Origin of the sequence: Streptomyces sp. NPDC049627 (assembly GCF_044465645.1) — a bacterium.
Taxonomy (GTDB): domain Bacteria; phylum Actinomycetota; class Actinomycetes; order Streptomycetales; family Streptomycetaceae; genus Streptomyces.
On record NZ_JBITLW010000002.1, the window covers coordinates 908,822 to 924,459 of the forward strand.

The 15,638-nt window shown below is 72.5% G+C and carries 15 protein-coding genes; 10 read left to right on the top strand and 5 right to left on the bottom strand.

All coding sequences use genetic code 11. From position 1 onward, the window contains the following. Positions 1-65 precede the first annotated feature (65 nt). Together ACIBU0_RS09110 and ACIBU0_RS09115 are read right to left on the bottom strand one after the other, a co-directional pair. Complete coding sequence (locus ACIBU0_RS09110; protein WP_398813883.1) at positions 66-1,400, bottom strand: PH domain-containing protein; 1,335 nt, start codon at positions 1,398-1,400, stop codon at positions 66-68. Next, complete coding sequence (locus tag ACIBU0_RS09115) at positions 1,397-1,930, bottom strand: PH domain-containing protein (RefSeq protein ID WP_398813886.1); 534 nt, start codon at positions 1,928-1,930, stop codon at positions 1,397-1,399. The genes ACIBU0_RS09110 and ACIBU0_RS09115 overlap by 4 nt, the downstream gene beginning before the upstream one ends. Positions 1,931-1,961: 31 nt before the next feature. Between ACIBU0_RS09115 and ACIBU0_RS09120 the strand changes: the two genes are divergently transcribed. Further along, on the top strand, positions 1,962-3,113 hold the full coding sequence (locus ACIBU0_RS09120) for an NADH-quinone oxidoreductase subunit D (RefSeq protein ID WP_398813889.1): 1,152 nt from the start codon (positions 1,962-1,964) through the stop codon (positions 3,111-3,113). An 11-nt stretch (positions 3,114-3,124) separates the two neighbouring features. Here the strand turns inward: ACIBU0_RS09120 and ACIBU0_RS09125 are convergent, their stop codons facing one another. Then, positions 3,125-4,219, bottom strand: a complete 1,095-nt coding sequence (locus tag ACIBU0_RS09125) for an SAM-dependent methyltransferase (protein ID WP_398813892.1) — start codon at positions 4,217-4,219, stop codon at positions 3,125-3,127. Positions 4,220-4,349: 130 nt separating this feature from the next. On the opposite strand from ACIBU0_RS09125, the gene ACIBU0_RS09130 reads away from it, so the two are divergent. From ACIBU0_RS09130 to ACIBU0_RS09140, 3 genes are all read left to right on the top strand, one after another. After that, positions 4,350-5,564: a sensor histidine kinase gene (locus tag ACIBU0_RS09130; protein WP_398813895.1), complete on the top strand. Its 1,215-nt coding sequence runs from the start codon at positions 4,350-4,352 to the stop codon at positions 5,562-5,564. A gap of 125 nt (positions 5,565-5,689) precedes the next feature. Next, positions 5,690-6,364, top strand: coding sequence for a response regulator (locus ACIBU0_RS09135; RefSeq protein ID WP_398813898.1), 675 nt, complete (start codon positions 5,690-5,692; stop codon positions 6,362-6,364). 9 nt (positions 6,365-6,373) lie between these two features. Then, positions 6,374-7,006, top strand: coding sequence for an AAA family ATPase (locus tag ACIBU0_RS09140; protein ID WP_398813901.1), 633 nt, complete (start codon positions 6,374-6,376; stop codon positions 7,004-7,006). A gap of 4 nt (positions 7,007-7,010) precedes the next feature. Here the strand turns inward: ACIBU0_RS09140 and ACIBU0_RS09145 are convergent, their stop codons facing one another. Continuing rightward, entirely contained in the window at positions 7,011-8,117 is a 1,107-nt protein-coding gene (locus ACIBU0_RS09145) for a DUF5937 family protein (RefSeq protein WP_398813904.1), read from the bottom strand. 165 nt (positions 8,118-8,282) lie between these two features. Between ACIBU0_RS09145 and ACIBU0_RS09150 the strand changes: the two genes are divergently transcribed. After that, positions 8,283-8,498, top strand: a complete 216-nt coding sequence (locus ACIBU0_RS09150; protein ID WP_398813907.1) for a hypothetical protein — start codon at positions 8,283-8,285, stop codon at positions 8,496-8,498. Between the two features lie 9 nt (positions 8,499-8,507). Here the strand turns inward: ACIBU0_RS09150 and ACIBU0_RS09155 are convergent, their stop codons facing one another. Next, entirely contained in the window at positions 8,508-9,788 is a 1,281-nt protein-coding gene (locus ACIBU0_RS09155) for a threonine aldolase family protein (protein WP_398813910.1), read from the bottom strand. Positions 9,789-9,986: 198 nt separating this feature from the next. On the opposite strand from ACIBU0_RS09155, the gene ACIBU0_RS09160 reads away from it, so the two are divergent. The 5 genes from ACIBU0_RS09160 to ACIBU0_RS09180 are packed head-to-tail and all read left to right on the top strand — an operon-like array spanning position 9,987 to position 15,412. Continuing rightward, positions 9,987-10,916, top strand: a complete 930-nt coding sequence (locus ACIBU0_RS09160; protein WP_398813913.1) for a Rossmann-like and DUF2520 domain-containing protein — start codon at positions 9,987-9,989, stop codon at positions 10,914-10,916. Further along, complete coding sequence (gene panC, locus ACIBU0_RS09165; RefSeq protein ID WP_398813916.1) at positions 10,913-11,908, top strand: pantoate--beta-alanine ligase; 996 nt, start codon at positions 10,913-10,915, stop codon at positions 11,906-11,908. Before ACIBU0_RS09160 ends, panC begins: the two co-directional genes overlap by 4 nt. Then, positions 11,905-13,620, top strand: coding sequence for an L-aspartate oxidase (locus ACIBU0_RS09170; protein WP_398813919.1), 1,716 nt, complete (start codon positions 11,905-11,907; stop codon positions 13,618-13,620). Before panC ends, ACIBU0_RS09170 begins: the two co-directional genes overlap by 4 nt. A gap of 5 nt (positions 13,621-13,625) precedes the next feature. Next, entirely contained in the window at positions 13,626-14,606 is a 981-nt protein-coding gene (gene nadC, locus ACIBU0_RS09175) for a carboxylating nicotinate-nucleotide diphosphorylase (RefSeq protein WP_398813922.1), read from the top strand. A gap of 8 nt (positions 14,607-14,614) precedes the next feature. Then, complete coding sequence (locus tag ACIBU0_RS09180) at positions 14,615-15,412, top strand: type III pantothenate kinase (protein WP_398813925.1); 798 nt, start codon at positions 14,615-14,617, stop codon at positions 15,410-15,412. Positions 15,413-15,638 lie beyond the last annotated feature (226 nt).

Here is a 15,638-nt window from a genome sequence, read left to right on the forward strand (position 1 = left end):
CGGTCGTTTGCGGGTCGGGGCGGCGCCGGGAGGTGCCACAACGCCGCGTGCCCGCCTGACCGGGCTCACGCCATCCAGCGATCCGGCCGCGCATCCCTCCGCCCCGTGCGCGACCGCTCCGCCTGCCCGCGCAGCAGCTCCGCCGCCTCCCCGGCATCCCGCAAACGGGCCGTCACCGTCTTGTTCGCCCCGGTGTCCACGTGGACGTCGGCCACGCCCCACATCCGCTCCCACGGGCCCTGAGTCATCCGTACGCTCTGGACCTTGGCGTGCGGCACGAGCGCCAGGCTGCGCCGGAAGAGGCCGGTGCGGGCGGCGAACACCGTGTCCGTGACCGCCAGGCCGTACCCACGCCACCACAGCGGTACGCATCGACCCGCCCGGCGAGGCGGGCGGGTCAGGGATGTGCGCGGTGGCACGGTCACCCCGGGCAGCACGCGCGCGACGACCGATTCGGCGACCTCGCGCGGGGCGACCGGGAGCAGGATCGAGTTGGAGGAGCCGGCCACGTCCAGTTCCACCCGTACCCAGCCGCGTCGGCGCCACAGCAGTGGCTCTACGAGCCGGACGGTCTGGACCCGGCCGGGCGGCACCGTTTCGTGTGCGCGGTCCAGCAGGCCGTGGTCGATGCGCAGCCCGTCCGGTGACTCGCCCACCGTCCAGTCGTACTCGGCGACAAAACGCCCCACACTGCTCGCCCCCGCCGCGCCGAACAGAGGAATCGCGGTGGCCAGGACCGTCCACGCGCTTTCGGTGACCAGCCAGAGGACGGTCGGTACGACCAGGGCGGCGGCCAGTGTTCCCCAGGTGGCGCCGGTGAGGACGAGGGAAGTGGCCAGGACGTTCGGGGGGACCCGGAGGAGCTGGTGGGACGGTGCCTCGCCTATTTCGTGTGCCGTCTCGGGGGCGAAACCGGCGGCCCGGGCGAGGAGTTCGGCGCGGAGCACGCGTGCCTCCTCCGCGCCCAGGAAAGCGAGTTCGTCCTTTTTGTCCGCGCCTATGACGTCGAGTTTCAGCTTCGCCACGCCCGCCACGCGCGCGAGGAGCGGCTGCGTGACATCGATGGCCTGGATGCGTTCGAGCCGGATGTGCGCAGTGCGCCGGAACACCAGGCCGGTACGGATGCGCAGTTCGCTGTCGGTCACCGCGAAGTGCGTGTACCACCAGGTGAGGAAGCCGTACAGGGCGGCCGCGGGGATCACCACCGCGAGGGCCAGGAGGAGGGTGGTCGTGGTCAGCCTCGTCAGCTGGCGCTGCGCCTGGTCCGGGTCGTGCACCGCCCACCCGATGAGTACGGCCACCGGCGCCCACGCACGCCTGAGCGGTGTGACGGGGTGCAGCCGGCGTTCGCTCACGGGACGCCGCTCGCGTACGGCGTCGTCGACGCCCGGCGTCGTCACAGGCCCGCCGATCGGGCCTCGCCCAGCTCGGTGAGCCGGTCGCGCAGCCGTTCCGCCTCCGCCGGGTCCAGGCCGGGGATGGTCGCGTCGGTGGCCGCCGCTGCCGTGTGCAGCTGCACGCTGGCCAGGCCGAAGTGGCGCTCCACGGGGCCCGAGGTGACCTCGACCAGCTGCATGCGGCCGTACGGGACGACCGTCTCCTCCCGCCACAGCACACCCCGGCTGATCAGCAGGTCGTCGGCGCGCTCGGCGTAGCGCCACGAACGCCAGTTGCGGCCGAGCATCACCCAGCCCCACGCCATCAGCGCCAGGGGGAGGAGGGCGAAGGCGGCCCAGGCGGGGCCGGCGAGGATGCCGGGCAGCAGGGCCCCGGCGACCGTCAGCAGGCCCAGCCACACCACCAGCAGCATCCGGCGCATCCGCAGCAGATCCGGCGGCAGCCCGGTCCATGCCGGATCCGGCTGCCCCTCGTCGGTCCCCACCCGTTCGTCTCCCGCCGTTCCCGTGTTCTCCGGGCTCCCCGTCTCCATGAGGCCAGCGTACGTAGGAGAGACTGTGTCCATGACTCCTACGACGGAGACCATGGTCGGTATCGGCGGCGCCGCGGAGAGCACCGACATGGTGCTCAACATCGGGCCCCAGCACCCGTCCACGCACGGCGTGCTGCGGCTCAAGCTCGTCCTGGACGGTGAGCGCATCACGCGCGCGGAGCCCGTGATCGGCTATATGCACCGCGGCGCGGAGAAGCTCTTCGAGGCGCGGGACTACCGGCAGATCATCATGCTCGCCAACCGCCACGACTGGCTGTCGGCCTTCTCCAACGAGCTGGGCGTCGTCCTCGCCGTGGAGCGCATGCTCGGCATGGAGGTGCCGGAGCGCGCGGTGTGGACCCGGACGCTGCTCGCGGAGCTCAACCGCGTGCTCAACCACTTGATGTTCCTGGGCTCCTACCCGCTGGAACTGGGCGGGATCACGCCGATCTTCTACGCCTTCACGGAGCGCGAGGAGCTCCAGCATGTGATGGAGGAGGTCTCCGGCGGGCGTATGCACTACATGTTCAACCGGGTGGGGGGCCTGAAGGAGGACCTGCCGGCCGGGTGGACCACGCGCGCGCGTGCCGCCGTCGCCGACGTGCGCTCCCGCATGGACCGGTTCGACGACCTGGTGCTCGGCAACGAGATCTTCCGGGGGCGCACGCGGGGCGTGGGCGCCCTCGCGCCGGAGACCGTGCACGCGTACGGCGTGAGCGGGCCGCTCGCGCGCGCTTCGGGCGTCGACTTCGATCTGAGGAGGGACGAGCCCTATCTCGCCTACGGCGAGCTGCGGGACGTCCTGAAGGTGGTGACCCGGCAGGAGGGTGACTGTCTCGCCCGGTTCGAGTGTCTGCTGGAGCAGACCCACAACTCCCTCGACCTCGCCGACGCCTGCCTCGACCGGCTCGCCGAGCTGCCGCCCGGGCCCATCAACCAGCGGCTGCCCAAGGTGCTGAAGGCGCCCGAGGGCCACACGTACGCGTGGACCGAGAACCCGCTCGGCATCAACGGCTACTACCTCGTCAGCAAGGGCGACAAGACCCCGTACCGGCTGAAGCTGCGCTCGGCCTCGTACAACAACATCCAGGCGCTGGTCGAGCTGCTGCCGGGGACGCTGGTCGCGGACATGGTGGCGATTCTGGGCTCGATGTTCTTCGTGGTGGGGGACATCGACAAGTAGGGCACCGCTGTTCAGCCCGCCAGTACGTCCGGGATCCCCACCGGCTGCACCAGCCATCCGAAGTCGCCGAGCCCGCCCCGCGCGGTGAGTTCCGCGGCTTCGCCCGCGGTCGTCAGGGCTCGTACGTACTCGGCCGGGTGCGTGGAGGCCAGCTCCAGCGGGGGGCGAGTGCCGGTGAGGCCCAGGGCGCGCAGTGCGTCGCGCTGGGACAGCAGGCGCGCGCCGGGCAGAGCGCACGCCGTCGCGCACGCGTCCAGCGCGACATGCGCCGTGATGTCGCACGAACCGTCCGGCACGGGCGCCGTCTCGCGCCCCTCGCGGAAGCCGGTGAGCGTTCCGAAGGGCGGCCGGGTCCGCGCCGTGTGCGCGTAGTCCACGGCGACCGCGAGCCCTCGCTCCAGGGTCGCGACGGCGGTGGCCCAGGCCTCGTCCCGCGGGAGGCCGATCTCGGCCCGTAGCCCTTCCATGGCCGGTGCGTCCGGAACGGCCCGCGCCCCCTGCACCACCAGCGCGTCCTCCGCGCCGCACGCCTCCTCCACGCCCCGCGTTCCCTCCGCGCGCCCCAGCGGCCACCAACGCGCCAGCCACTCGGCCTCGGCACCCGTGATCCGCTCCCCGAGGCGCTCGGTACCGTCCCGTCGTACGAGGATCTGGCGCGGTACGCCCGCGGAGTCCACCTCCGCGACCTCCAGGGGGACGTTGTCCAGCCACTCGTTGGCGAACAGCAGCCCCGTGACCCGCCGGGGCGGCTCGGGCAGCCACTCGATCCGGTGATCGAGGGTTTCCGGACGGCCGGCGATCTCGACGGCGTACGCACGCGTGCGTGCCGCCACGTCGACGGGGAGCGCGGCCAGGACGCGGGTGACCAGCTCGCCCCGCCCTGCCGCCATGTCGACGAAGTCGAGCGACGCGGGCCTGCCCAGCACCTCGTCGACCCGGCACAGCAGCCGGGCCACGGCACCGGCGAAGAGCGGCGACGCGTGGACGGACGTACGGAAGTGGCCGGCCGGCCCCTCGGGCCTGCGATAGAAGCCGTGCGGCCCGTAGAGGGCGGATTCCGCCGCCGCACGCCATCCGCGCCACTCGTCCGTCGTCTCTGCCGTCACCGGCCCAGGCTAGGACAGGTGCCGAGCGCACAGGGGAACACAGCCTCCACCTTGCGGAGTACGCGCGCGTGACGCGGATCGGCCCTCCGGTTGACCCCTGCACGCATCTCGCTTCCCTACGCTGGGTTACGTGCAGCGCCTCTATGACTTCCTCCGCAGGCACCCGACATGGGTCGACAGCTTCTGGGCCGTCTTCCTTTTCGGGATCTCTGTGATGACCATGGCCGTCCAGCAGGTGGGCGGGCAGGAGTCCAGGGGCACCGAATCGGAGGCGGCCATCATCCCGGTCGTCCTCCTGCTGTGCCTGGTGATCGCGCTGCGCCGGCGCATGCCGGAGAAGATGCTGCTGCTGGCCATCGGCGTGGGACTGGCGCAACTGGTGCTGGACGTGGAGACCACGCCCGCCAACTTCGCCTTCCTGGTGATCACCTACACCGTCGCCGCGACCGGCGCCCGCTGGGCCTCCCGGCTCGCGCTGGGCATGGGCCTGTTCGCGGCGCCCCTGGCGCAGCTTCGCTGGCCGGAGAAGGACGCCAGCGTTCTGGGCAATGTCGCCCTGGTGATCTTCATGACGGTGCCGTTCGCGCTCGCCTGGGTCCTCGGCGACTCGATCCGCACCCGCCGCGCCTACTACGAGCAGCTCGAGGAGCGCGCGACCCGGCTCGAAAAGGAGCGCGAGGCGCAGGCCAAGGTCGCGGTCGCCGCCGAACGCGCCCGGATCGCGCGGGAGCTGCACGACGTCGTCGCGCACAACGTCTCCGTGATGGTGGTGCAGGCCGACGGCGCCGCCTACGTCCTCGACGCCGCCCCCGACCAGGCAAAGAAAGCCCTGGAGACCATCTCCTCCACCGGCCGCCAGGCCCTCGCCGAGATGCGCCGCCTGCTCGGCGTCCTGCGCACCGGCGAGCACCAGGAGACCGGCGAGTACGTCCCGCAGCCCGACGTCGAGCAGATCGACGACCTCGTCCAGCAGTGCCGCAACTCCGGTCTGCCGGTCGATTTCAAGGTCGAGGGCACCCCGCGCCCGCTGCCCAGCGGCGTCGAGCTCACGGCGTACCGCATCGTGCAGGAGGCGCTCACCAACACGCGCAAGCACGGCGGGCCCAACGCGGGCGCGAGCGTGCGCCTGGTGTACTTCGACGACGGCCTCGGCCTGCTCGTCGAGGACGACGGCAAGGGCGCCCCGCACGAGCTGTACGAGGACGGCGGCGCCGACGGCAAGGGACACGGCCTGATCGGGATGCGCGAGCGGGTCGGCATGGTCGGCGGCACCCTGGACGCGGGGCCGCGCCCGGGCGGAGGATTCCGCATCAGTGCGCTGCTGCCGCTCAAACCGGCACACTGACGCCTGCGCACGCCCCCTGTTGACACCTGTAACGCCCCTGAAGAACGGCCCCTGTAGAACCGACCGTAGACGGATACGGATACGGAAGACGTAGACGGATACGGAAGACACGGAAGAGGACCCCGATGACGATCCGCGTGATGCTCGTCGACGACCAGGTGCTGCTGCGCACCGGTTTCCGGATGGTGCTCGCCGCCCAGCCGGACATGGAGGTCGTCGCGGAGGCGGGCGACGGCGTCGAGGCCCTCCAGGTGCTGCGCTCGACTCCCGTCGACGTCGTCCTGATGGATGTGCGCATGCCGAAGCTGGACGGCGTGGAGACCACCCGCCGCATCTGCTCGGAGCCCGAGCCGCCCAAGGTGCTGATCCTGACCACCTTCGACCTCGACGAGTACGCCTTCTCCGGGCTGAAGGCGGGCGCCTCCGGCTTCATGCTCAAGGACGTGCCGCCCGGCGAGCTCCTCGCCGCCATCCGCTCGGTGCACAGCGGTGACGCGGTGGTGGCCCCGTCGACGACGCGGCGGCTCCTCGACCGGTTCGCGCCGATGCTGCCCTCCGCGGGCAAGGAGCCCCAGCACAAGGAGCTGGAGCGGCTCACCGACCGCGAGCGCGAGGTCATGGTGCTGGTCGCGCAGGGCCTGTCCAACGGCGAGATCGCGGCCCGGCTGGTGCTGTCCGAGGCGACGGTGAAGACGCACGTCGGCCGCATCCTGACCAAGCTGGGGCTGCGGGACCGGGTGCAGGTGGTGGTCCTGGCCTACGAGACGGGGCTGGTACGGGCCGGTGGGCAGGGCCACTAGGGTCTGCGCATGCTCCTGTGGATCAACGGCCCTTTCGGGGGCGGCAAGACACAGACCGCCCACGAGATCCAGCGCCGCCTGCCCGGCAGCGTGATCTGCGATCCCGAGCACGCCGGGTTCGGCCTGCGGCGCATGCTTCCGCCGGAACTGAGGGGGAACTTCCAGGATCTGGCGTCCTGGCGGCAGGGTGTCGTCGAGGTCCTCGACCTCGCGCTCACCCGGCACGACGGCGTGGTGATCGCCCCCATGACGGTCACCGACTCGGACTGCTTCGCCGAGACGGTCGGCCGGCTGCGCGAACTCGGCCATGACGTACGGCACTTCACGCTCCTCGCCGAGCGGGAGACCGTGCTGCAGCGGTTGCGCGAGCGCGGCTTCGGTCACCTCCTGCAGTACGTCGCCGGAAAGAACGCCGGTCTGCGCCGGGAGAGCTGGGCCGTACAGCAGCTCGACCACTGCCTGGAGCGGCTGCGTGAGCCGGAGTTCGCCGAGCATCTGTGGACGGACCACTCGACCGTGCCCAAGACGGCGGACCGGATCGCCGTCCTGGCCGGGCTGAGGCTCCGGCCGAACCACGAGGGGGCGCTGCGGACGCGGCTGCGGCAGGTGGGGGTCGGGATCAGGCACATCCGGTTCGACTGACGGCTCACCTCAGGAGCGCTTCGAGGAAGTCGCTGCCGAGCCGCGCGACCGCGGTGGCGTCCAGCTGGTGCAGGACGTACCGCCCCCGGCGGCGGGTGGTGATCAGGCCCGCCTTCTTGAGGACGCTCAGGTGCCGGGATATCTCGGGCGCGGTCATGCCGTGGATCTGCACGAGCTCGCTCGTGGTGTACGTGCTGCGGGCGAGGTTGCGGCAGAGCTGCATCCGCACCGGGTGGGACAGGGCGGTCATTCTCAGGGCCAGCTGGTCGACCGAAGGCGGGGCGGCGAGCCCGGGGGAGCCGACCGGGTAGTGCAGCACCGGCTGCCAGCCGTACCGGTCCAGCACCTGCAGATGCGGCCAGCCCAGGCTCGTCGGCACCAGCAGCAGGCTGCTGTTCTTGAGGGCGGTGTGGCCCAGGCGCAGCTTGTCGATGGTGACCCGGCCGGAGGCCTCGTCGACGCTCACCGCCGGAGACACCGCGGTCAGCGCCTCGGCCAGCCCCTTGTGCCGCAGAAGGTCGGTCTTGTGGCGGGCGTCCGCCGCGAGCTGGTGGCGCAGCCGGGGCCAGGCGTCCGCGAAGAACGCCTCGTCGCAGTCCTCCAGGAACTGCCGCAGCCAGGCCCGGATGCGCGGCGGATCGTCGAGCAGCCGCCGGCTGAACCGCAACTGCTGAGGCCCGCGCGCGGCGGCCAGCTCCAGAGCGCGCCCGCGCAGCTCCGAGTCGGCCAGCACGGGAGGTGACTGCGTGCTGTACGGGAGCGCGCAGGTGAACTCCAGGGCCGCGTCCACGAACTGCTCGTCCGTCAGCTTGTCCAGCAGGTCCAGCTCCTCGGCGAGCGTGGCGCCCGGGAGCGTGTCCCCGCCCGCGATGCCGGCGAAGGGCAGGAACAGGTCCGAGAACGTCGTCCGCCACAGGAAGTCCGCCTCGCACATCCGGTCGGCCAGATGCGAGTCCAGCCGGGCCGTCACACCCGTCACCCAGCCCTGCAGGCCCGGGTGGTGACCCGGCTCCGACAGCGCGTGCAGCGCCATGCCGAGCTCGGCGAGGGGGGAGGGCACGACGACGAGCCTCTCCGGCCGCAGCCCCGTGATGTCGATGCTCACGCTCATGCCCTCATGGTGCACCCCGCCACTGACAACGCGGCCGTCGATTGACGGCGGCCGTCAATCGACGCGACGTGGCGGCCGGGGCGGCGCAACCTGGGACCACCGGGGCAGCCGCGGAGCCCGATCACGACCACCCATGCCTCCTACGTCCCGAGAAGGCGACCCGCCATGAGCATCACGCAGCAGTACGTCCTCGACACCTACCGGGCCCGGCAGCTCGGAGAGCCCGCCCCGCCCGCGCCCGGCACGCAGGACTGGCAGGTCGTCCGTGAGTGGCGCGACCACCGGCAGTTCCGGGCGGTCGTCGCCGGGCGCCCGGCCCGCGGACGCATGCGGCAGGCGCTGGGGCGGTGGCTGCATGTCCGGCCCCGCTCCACTGGATGATCTTCCTCTCTACTTGCTGACCTCCTCGGTCAGCAGGGCCACGAACCGGGCGACGGCCTCCTTCACGTCGTCGGCCGTCCACCCGAGACCGGCGGCCCGTACGGAGACCTCGGTGAAGGCCAGGCCGGGTCCCTTGGCGTCCCAGGCGTTGGCGAACAGGACGGTCTTCGTCTCCTCGGCCTGGCGGATCGCCGCCTCCGCGAGGACATCGGCGTCGTACGGCAGCCAGACCTGGAACTCGTGTGTGTGCGGCGGCTCGGGGTGGACCCGCATCCACGGCACCCCGGCCGCCGCGAACCCCTCACGCAGGGCGGCGGCGACCACGCGCGCGTGGGCCACGTACTCGGGCAGCCGGGGCAGTTCCCGTTCCAGGCCGGCGAGCGCCGACAGCGCGGTGGGGAACTGCTGGAAGACCGTGCCGCCGTAGCGGTGCCGCCAGGCCTTCGCCTCGTCCACCAGCGCCTTCGGGCCGGCCAGGGCCGCGCCGCCGAAGCCGTCGAGGGACTTGTAGAACGACACGTACACGCTGTCCGCGAGGCCCGCGATCTCCTCCAGCGGGCGGCCGAAGTGGGTGGAGGACTCCCACAGGCGTGCACCGTCGAAGTGCACCACCGCGTCGCGCTCCCGCGCCGCCTCCGCCACCTCCGTGAGCTCCTCCCAGGAGGGCAGCACGAAACCGGCGTCCCTGAGGGGCAGTTCCAGCATCAGCGCCCCGAAGGGCTCGTCGAAGTCGCGTACCTCGGCGGCGGTGGGCAGGCGTGGCTCGCTCGTCACGTGGACCGGGCGCAGTCCGCTGACCTGGCTCAACGCATGCCGTTCATGCACCTCGGGGTGGGCCAGCGCATGGAGGGCGACGGTCGGGTTGCCGGTGCGGCCCGCCCAGCAGCGCAGGGCCACCTGCTGGGCCATCGTGCCCGTCGGGAAGAACGCGGCGGCCTCCGTGCCGAGCAGCCCGGCGGTCTTGCCCTCCAGGGCCTCGACGATGCCGTCGCCGTAGATGTCCGCCGACTCGTCCAGGTCGTGCAGATCCAGCGCACGCGCCTCGTCCAGCAGCGCCAGGCGCTCGCGGAGGGTGCTCAGGAATCCGGGGCGCGCGAGTGCATGCTGCGCGCCGCGGAGGGCGGCGATGCGCCGTTCACGGCGCCGTTTGCGCCGCTCGTCGTCCGGCAGCTGCCCGCCCGACAATGGCTCGCCCGAGGTTCGCCCCTCCGGCGACGGGCGGCCCGGTGACTGCTCATCCAGTTCCGCCCCTGCCCGCTGTCCGCCGCCCTGCCCCGCCGTATCGCTCATGCCCCGGATCATCCCGCGCGTCCGCCCCGGCGGGCACCCGCATTTCGCACGCCCTGCCCCGCCCCGACGGCGCTCACACGAAGGCGTGGCGTAACCCACAGCCTGTGGACAACCGAACACCCCTCGAACCGATAGCGTTAACATGACGAGAAATCGTCCGGTACCCGAAGCGGACTGGAACGGGAAGGCCGCCGTCGAGTGAGTACAAGCCAACAGCCAGATCCCAAGGACCGCCCCGCGCGGCTCACCGTCGGTGTCGTCGGCGCCGGCCGCGTGGGCCCCGCGCTCGCCGCGTCCCTCCAGCTCGCCGGACACCGCCCGGTGGCCGTCTCCGGGGTCTCCGACGCCTCCCGGCGACGGGCCGAGCGGATGCTCCCCGACGTGCCGCTCGTGCCGCCCGCCGAAGTCCTCGCGCGCGCCGAACTGGTGCTGCTGACCGTCCCGGACGACGCGCTGCCCGGACTGGTCGAGGGCCTCGCCGAGACCGGGGCCGTACGGCCGGGCCAGCTGCTGGTGCACACCTCCGGGCGGTACGGCGCCAAGGTCCTCGACCCCGCCCTGCGCGCGGGCGCGCTGCCCCTGGCCCTGCACCCGGCGATGACCTTCACCGGCACCCCCGTGGACGTCCAGCGTCTCGCCGGCTGCTCCTTCGGCGTCACGGCGCCCGAGGAACTGCGGCTGGCCGCCGAGGCCCTCGTCATCGAGATGGGCGGCGAACCCGAGTGGATCGCCGAGGAGATGCGCCCGCTCTACCACGCGGCCCTCGCGCTGGGCGCCAACCACCTGGTCACGCTCGTCGCCCAGTCCATGGAGCTGCTGCGCGAGGCGGGCGTGGCGGCTCCCGACCGCATGCTGGGCCCCCTGCTCGGCGCCGCGCTCGACAACGCGCTGCGCTCCGGCGACGCGGCCCTGACCGGCCCCGTCGCGCGCGGGGACGCGGGCACCGTCGCCGCGCACGTCACGGAGCTGCGCCGGCACGCCCCGCAGACCGTCGCCGGGTACCTCGCGATGGCACGTGCGACCGCCGACCGGGCACTCGCCCACGGACTGCTCAAGCCCGAGCTCGCCGAGGACCTCCTCGGGGTACTCGCCAACGGGACCACCGGCGCCGAGGGAGACGCCCGATGACCACCACCTTGCTGCGCACCGCCGGTGAACTGCACGCGCGCGTGCGCGACGGCCGCCGAGCCGTCGTGATGACCATGGGCGCCCTGCACGAGGGACACGCCACCCTCATCCGCACCGCACGCGAGATCGCCGGATCGGACGGCGAGGTCGTCGTCACCGTCTTCGTGAACCCCTTGCAGTTCGGCAAGGGCGAGGACCTCGACCGCTACCCGCGCACCCTGGACGCCGACCTCAAGATCGCCGAACAGGCGGGCGCGGACGCCGTGTTCGCCCCGGCCGTGGACGAGGTCTACCCCGGCGGCGAGCCCCAGGTCCGCATCAGTGCCGGCCCCATGGGCGAGCGCCTGGAGGGCTCCTCGCGCCCCGGCCACTTCGACGGCATGCTCACCGTCGTCGCCAAGCTGCTGCACCTCACCCGCCCCGACGTCGCCCTGTACGGCCAGAAGGACGCCCAGCAGCTCGCGCTGATCCGCCGCATGGTGCGCGACCTGAACTTCGGTGTCGAGATCGTCGGCGTCCCGACCGTGCGCGAGGAGGACGGACTCGCGCTCTCCAGCCGCAACCGCTACCTCTCGCCCAAGGAGCGGCGCACCGCGCTCGCGCTGTCCCAGGCCCTGTTCGCCGGCCGCGACCGCCATGCGGCCCAGGAGGCGCTGCGCGCACGGGCGCGCGAAGTGCCCGCCACGCGCGCGCGTGCCGAGGCGCTCAGCGCCATAGGGGAGTCCCGCGCGGCGGCCGACGCGCACGCCGTGTCCAAAGCCGTCCCCGGCGCCCCGGCGGCCGTCCTCGCGGCCGCACGCCTGGTCCTCGACGAGGCCGCCCGCCTCGACCCGCCGCTCGAACTGGACTACGTCGCCCTCGTCGACCCGTCGGACTTCACGCCGGTCACCGAGGACGACTTCACCGGCGAGGCCGTCCTCGCCGTCGCCGCCCGGGTCGGAACGACCCGGCTGATCGACAACATTCCCCTCACCTTCGGAGCCGCCTCGTGACCAGCACAGGCATACGACTGCACGCGCCCGCGCCCGGGTGGTCCATCTCCGCGGACGTCGTGGTCGTCGGCTCCGGCGTCGCCGGCCTCACCGCCGCCCTGCGCTGCGAGGCCGCCGGCCTGCAGACCGTCGTCGTCACCAAGGCCCGCCTCGACGACGGCTCCACCCGCTGGGCCCAGGGCGGCATCGCCGCGGCCCTCGGCGAGGGCGACACCCCCGAGCAGCACCTGGACGACACCCTGGTCGCGGGCGCGGGCCTGTGCGACGAGGAGGCCGTACGCATCCTCGTCACGGAGGGCCCCGACGCCGTACGCCGGCTGATCGAGACCGGCGCGCACTTCGACGAGTCCTCCGAAGGGGAACTGGCACTCACTCGCGAGGGCGGCCACCACCGCCGCCGCATCGCCCACGCCGGCGGCGACGCGACCGGCGCGGAGATCTCCCGCGCCCTGGTCGAGGCGGTACGCGCGTGTGCCCTGCGCACGATCGAGAACGCGCTCGTCCTGGACCTCCTGACGGACGCGGACGGCCGTACCGCGGGCGTCACCCTGCACGTCATGGGCGAGGGCCAGCACGACGGCGTGGGAGCCGTCCACGCTCCCGCCGTGGTCCTGGCGACCGGCGGCATGGGCCAGGTCTTCTCGGCGACCACCAACCCGTCCGTGTCCACGGGCGACGGCGTGGCCCTCGCGCTCCGCGCGGGCGCCGAGGTGAGCGACCTGGAATTCGTCCAGTTCCATCCCACCGTCCTCTTCCTCGGCCCGGACGCGGAGGGCCAGCAGCCCCTGGTCTCCGAGGCCGTCCGCGGCGAGGGCGCCCACCTGGTCGACGCCGACGGCGTGCGCTTCATGCTGGGGCAGCACGAACTCGCCGAACTCGCCCCCCGGGACATCGTCGCCAAGGGAATCATGCGGCGCATGCAGGAGCAGGACGCCGAGCACATGTTCCTCGACGCCCGGCACTTCGGCGCCGACATGTGGGAGCACCGCTTCCCGACGATCCTCGCCGCCTGCCGCGCGAACGGCATCGATCCGGTCACCACCCCGATCCCGATCGCCCCCGCCGCCCACTACGCCTCCGGAGGCGTGCGCACCGACTCCCACGGCCGTACGACCGTCCCCGGCCTGTACGCGTGCGGCGAGGTGGCCTGCACGGGCGTGCACGGCGCCAACCGCCTGGCCTCCAACTCCCTGCTGGAAGGCCTGGTCTACGCCGAGCGCATCGTGGAGGACATCGCAGCCGCCCGGTCGGCCAACGGCCTCCACGCGCGCGTGCCGCATCCGGTGCCGTACCCCGAAACGCCGGAGCACCCGCTCCTCACCCCCGAGGCCCGTTTCGCGATCCAGCGGATCATGACGGACGGCGCCGGCGTCCTGCGCTCCGCCGAATCCCTCGCCAAGGCCGCCGAGCAGATCCAGCAGCTGCACACCGACGCCCGTGACGCCCTCGCCGAGAACGGCAAGACCGCCGAGCCCGGCGTCGACACCTGGGAGGCCACCAACCTCCTGTGCGTGGCCCGCGTCCTGGTGGCCGCGGCACAGCTCCGTGACGAGACCCGGGGCTGCCACTGGCGCGAGGACAGCCCCGACCGCGACGACACGGCCTGGCGCCGCCACATCGTCGTACGCCTGAACCCGGACCGCACACTGGCCGTGCACACCACCGACACCGCAGACTTCCCCCCGACCCGGCAGCCACAGCAGGAGCAGTGACAGAAGTGACCACCCCCGACCTTCCCCTCGCCCCGAACGGCGGCTGCGGCGACGACTGCGCCTGCGGTGCGGACCCCGACGGCGAGGCGTACCTGGAGTGCGGGCTCGACCCCGCACTCGCACAGCTCCTCGCCGAGGCGGGCCTCGACCCCGTCGAGGTCGAGGACATCGCCAATGTGGCCCTCCAGGAGGACCTGGCGCACGGCGTGGACGTGACGACGGTCTCGACCATCCCCGAGGACGCGACCGCCACCGCCGACTTCGTCGCGCGCGAGGCGGGCGTGGTGGCGGGCCTCAGGGTCGCCGAAGCGGTGGTCTCGATCGTCTGCGAGGACGAGTTCGAGGTGGAGCGCCACGTGGAGGACGGCGACCGCGTGGAGCCGGGCCAGAAGCTCCTCTCCGTCACCACCCGCACCCGTGACCTCCTGACGGCCGAGCGCAGCGCGCTGAACATCCTCTGCCGCCTGTCGGGCATCGCGACGGCCACGCGCGCGTGGGCGGACGTGCTGGAGGGCACGAAGGCGAAGGTCCGGGACACCCGCAAGACGACCCCGGGCCTGCGCGCCCTGGAGAAGTACGCGGTCCGCTGCGGAGGCGGAGTGAACCACCGCATGTCCCTCTCGGACGCGGCCCTGGTCAAGGACAACCACGTGGTGGCCGCGGGCGGCGTGGCACAGGCCTTCAAGGCGGTCCGCGAAGCCTTCCCCGACCTCCCCATCGAGGTCGAGGTCGACACCCTCCACCAGCTGCGCGAGGTGGTCGACGCGGGCGCGGACCTGATCCTCCTGGACAACTTCACGCCGATCGAGTGCGAGGAGGCGGTGGCGCTCGTCCACGGCCGCGCAGCCCTCGAGGCATCGGGCCGCCTGACCCTCGACAACGCCAGGGCGTACGCCGAGACGGGCGTCGACTACTTGGCCGTAGGGGCCCTCACCCACTCCTCGCCGATCCTGGACATCGGCCTGGACCTGCGAGCGGCGGAGTAGGAACGGGCATGCTCCTCACGATCGACGTAGGCAACACCCACACCGTCCTCGGCCTCTTCGACGGCGAGGACATCGTCGAGCACTGGCGCATCTCGACGGACGCCCGCCGTACGGCCGACGAACTGGCCGTCCTCCTCCAGGGCCTGATGGGCATGCACCCGCTCCTAGGCGAGGAACTGGGCGATGGCATCGACGGCATCGCCATCTGCGCGACGGTGCCGTCCGTCCTCCACGAACTGCGCGAAGTGACCCGCCGCTACTACGGCGACGTCCCCGCGGTGCTGGTGGAGCCCGGGGTGAAGACGGGCGTACCGATCCTGACCGACAACCCCAAGGAGGTGGGCGCCGACCGCATCATCAACGCGGTGGCGGCGGTCGACCTCTACGGCGGCCCGGCCATCGTCGTCGACTTCGGTACGGCGACGACGTTCGACGCGGTCAGCGCGCGTGGCGAGTACATCGGCGGGGTCATCGCCCCCGGCATCGAGATCTCGGTCGAGGCGCTCGGCGTCAAGGGCGCCCAGCTCCGCAAGATCGAGGTGGCCCGCCCGCGCAGCGTGATCGGCAAGAACACGGTCGAGGCGATGCAGTCCGGCATCATCTACGGCTTCGCGGGCCAGGTGGACGGCGTGGTGAACCGCATGGCCCGTGAGCTGGCGGAGGACCCGGACGACGTGACGGTCATCGCGACGGGTGGCCTCGCGCCGATGGTCCTCGGCGAATCCTCGGTCATCGACGAACACGAGCCGTGGCTGACGCTGATCGGCCTGCGACTGGTGTACGAACGCAACGTCTCCCGCATGTGACTCCGTCGGTCGGGCCGGAACCACCGCGCGCCGGTGTTTGCGGCACTCCGGCGTCGGCGCGGGCCGTGCTGGGGGCCTGCGGCCCCCAGACCCCCGCTTCGGCCCTGAAGGGGCCTCGTCCTCAAACGCCGGACGGGCTGAATCGCCGGCACCGGCGTCGAGAGGGGGAGCCCCCTGCGGGTGGGTGGGGATCGGGACGGCTCCACCCACCCTCAAACGCCCCGAC

Excerpts from the sequence above, each read along its gene's own strand:
- ACIBU0_RS09145 (WP_398813904.1), bottom strand. The coding sequence starts at position 8,117 with ATGAGCGTGAGCATCGACATCACGGGGCTGCGGCCGGAGAGGCTCGTC.
- ACIBU0_RS09115 (WP_398813886.1), bottom strand. The coding sequence starts at position 1,930 with ATGGAGACGGGGAGCCCGGAGAACACGGGAACGGCGGGAGACGAACGG.
- ACIBU0_RS09135 (WP_398813898.1), top strand. The coding sequence starts at position 5,690 with ATGACGATCCGCGTGATGCTCGTCGACGACCAGGTGCTGCTGCGCACC.
- ACIBU0_RS09155 (WP_398813910.1), bottom strand. The coding sequence starts at position 9,788 with ATGAGCGATACGGCGGGGCAGGGCGGCGGACAGCGGGCAGGGGCGGAA.
- panC (WP_398813916.1), top strand. The coding sequence starts at position 10,913 with ATGACCACCACCTTGCTGCGCACCGCCGGTGAACTGCACGCGCGCGTG.
- ACIBU0_RS09140 (WP_398813901.1), top strand. The coding sequence starts at position 6,374 with ATGCTCCTGTGGATCAACGGCCCTTTCGGGGGCGGCAAGACACAGACC.
- ACIBU0_RS09120 (WP_398813889.1), top strand. The coding sequence starts at position 1,962 with ATGACTCCTACGACGGAGACCATGGTCGGTATCGGCGGCGCCGCGGAG.
- ACIBU0_RS09150 (WP_398813907.1), top strand. The coding sequence starts at position 8,283 with ATGAGCATCACGCAGCAGTACGTCCTCGACACCTACCGGGCCCGGCAG.
- ACIBU0_RS09180 (WP_398813925.1), top strand. The coding sequence starts at position 14,615 with ATGCTCCTCACGATCGACGTAGGCAACACCCACACCGTCCTCGGCCTC.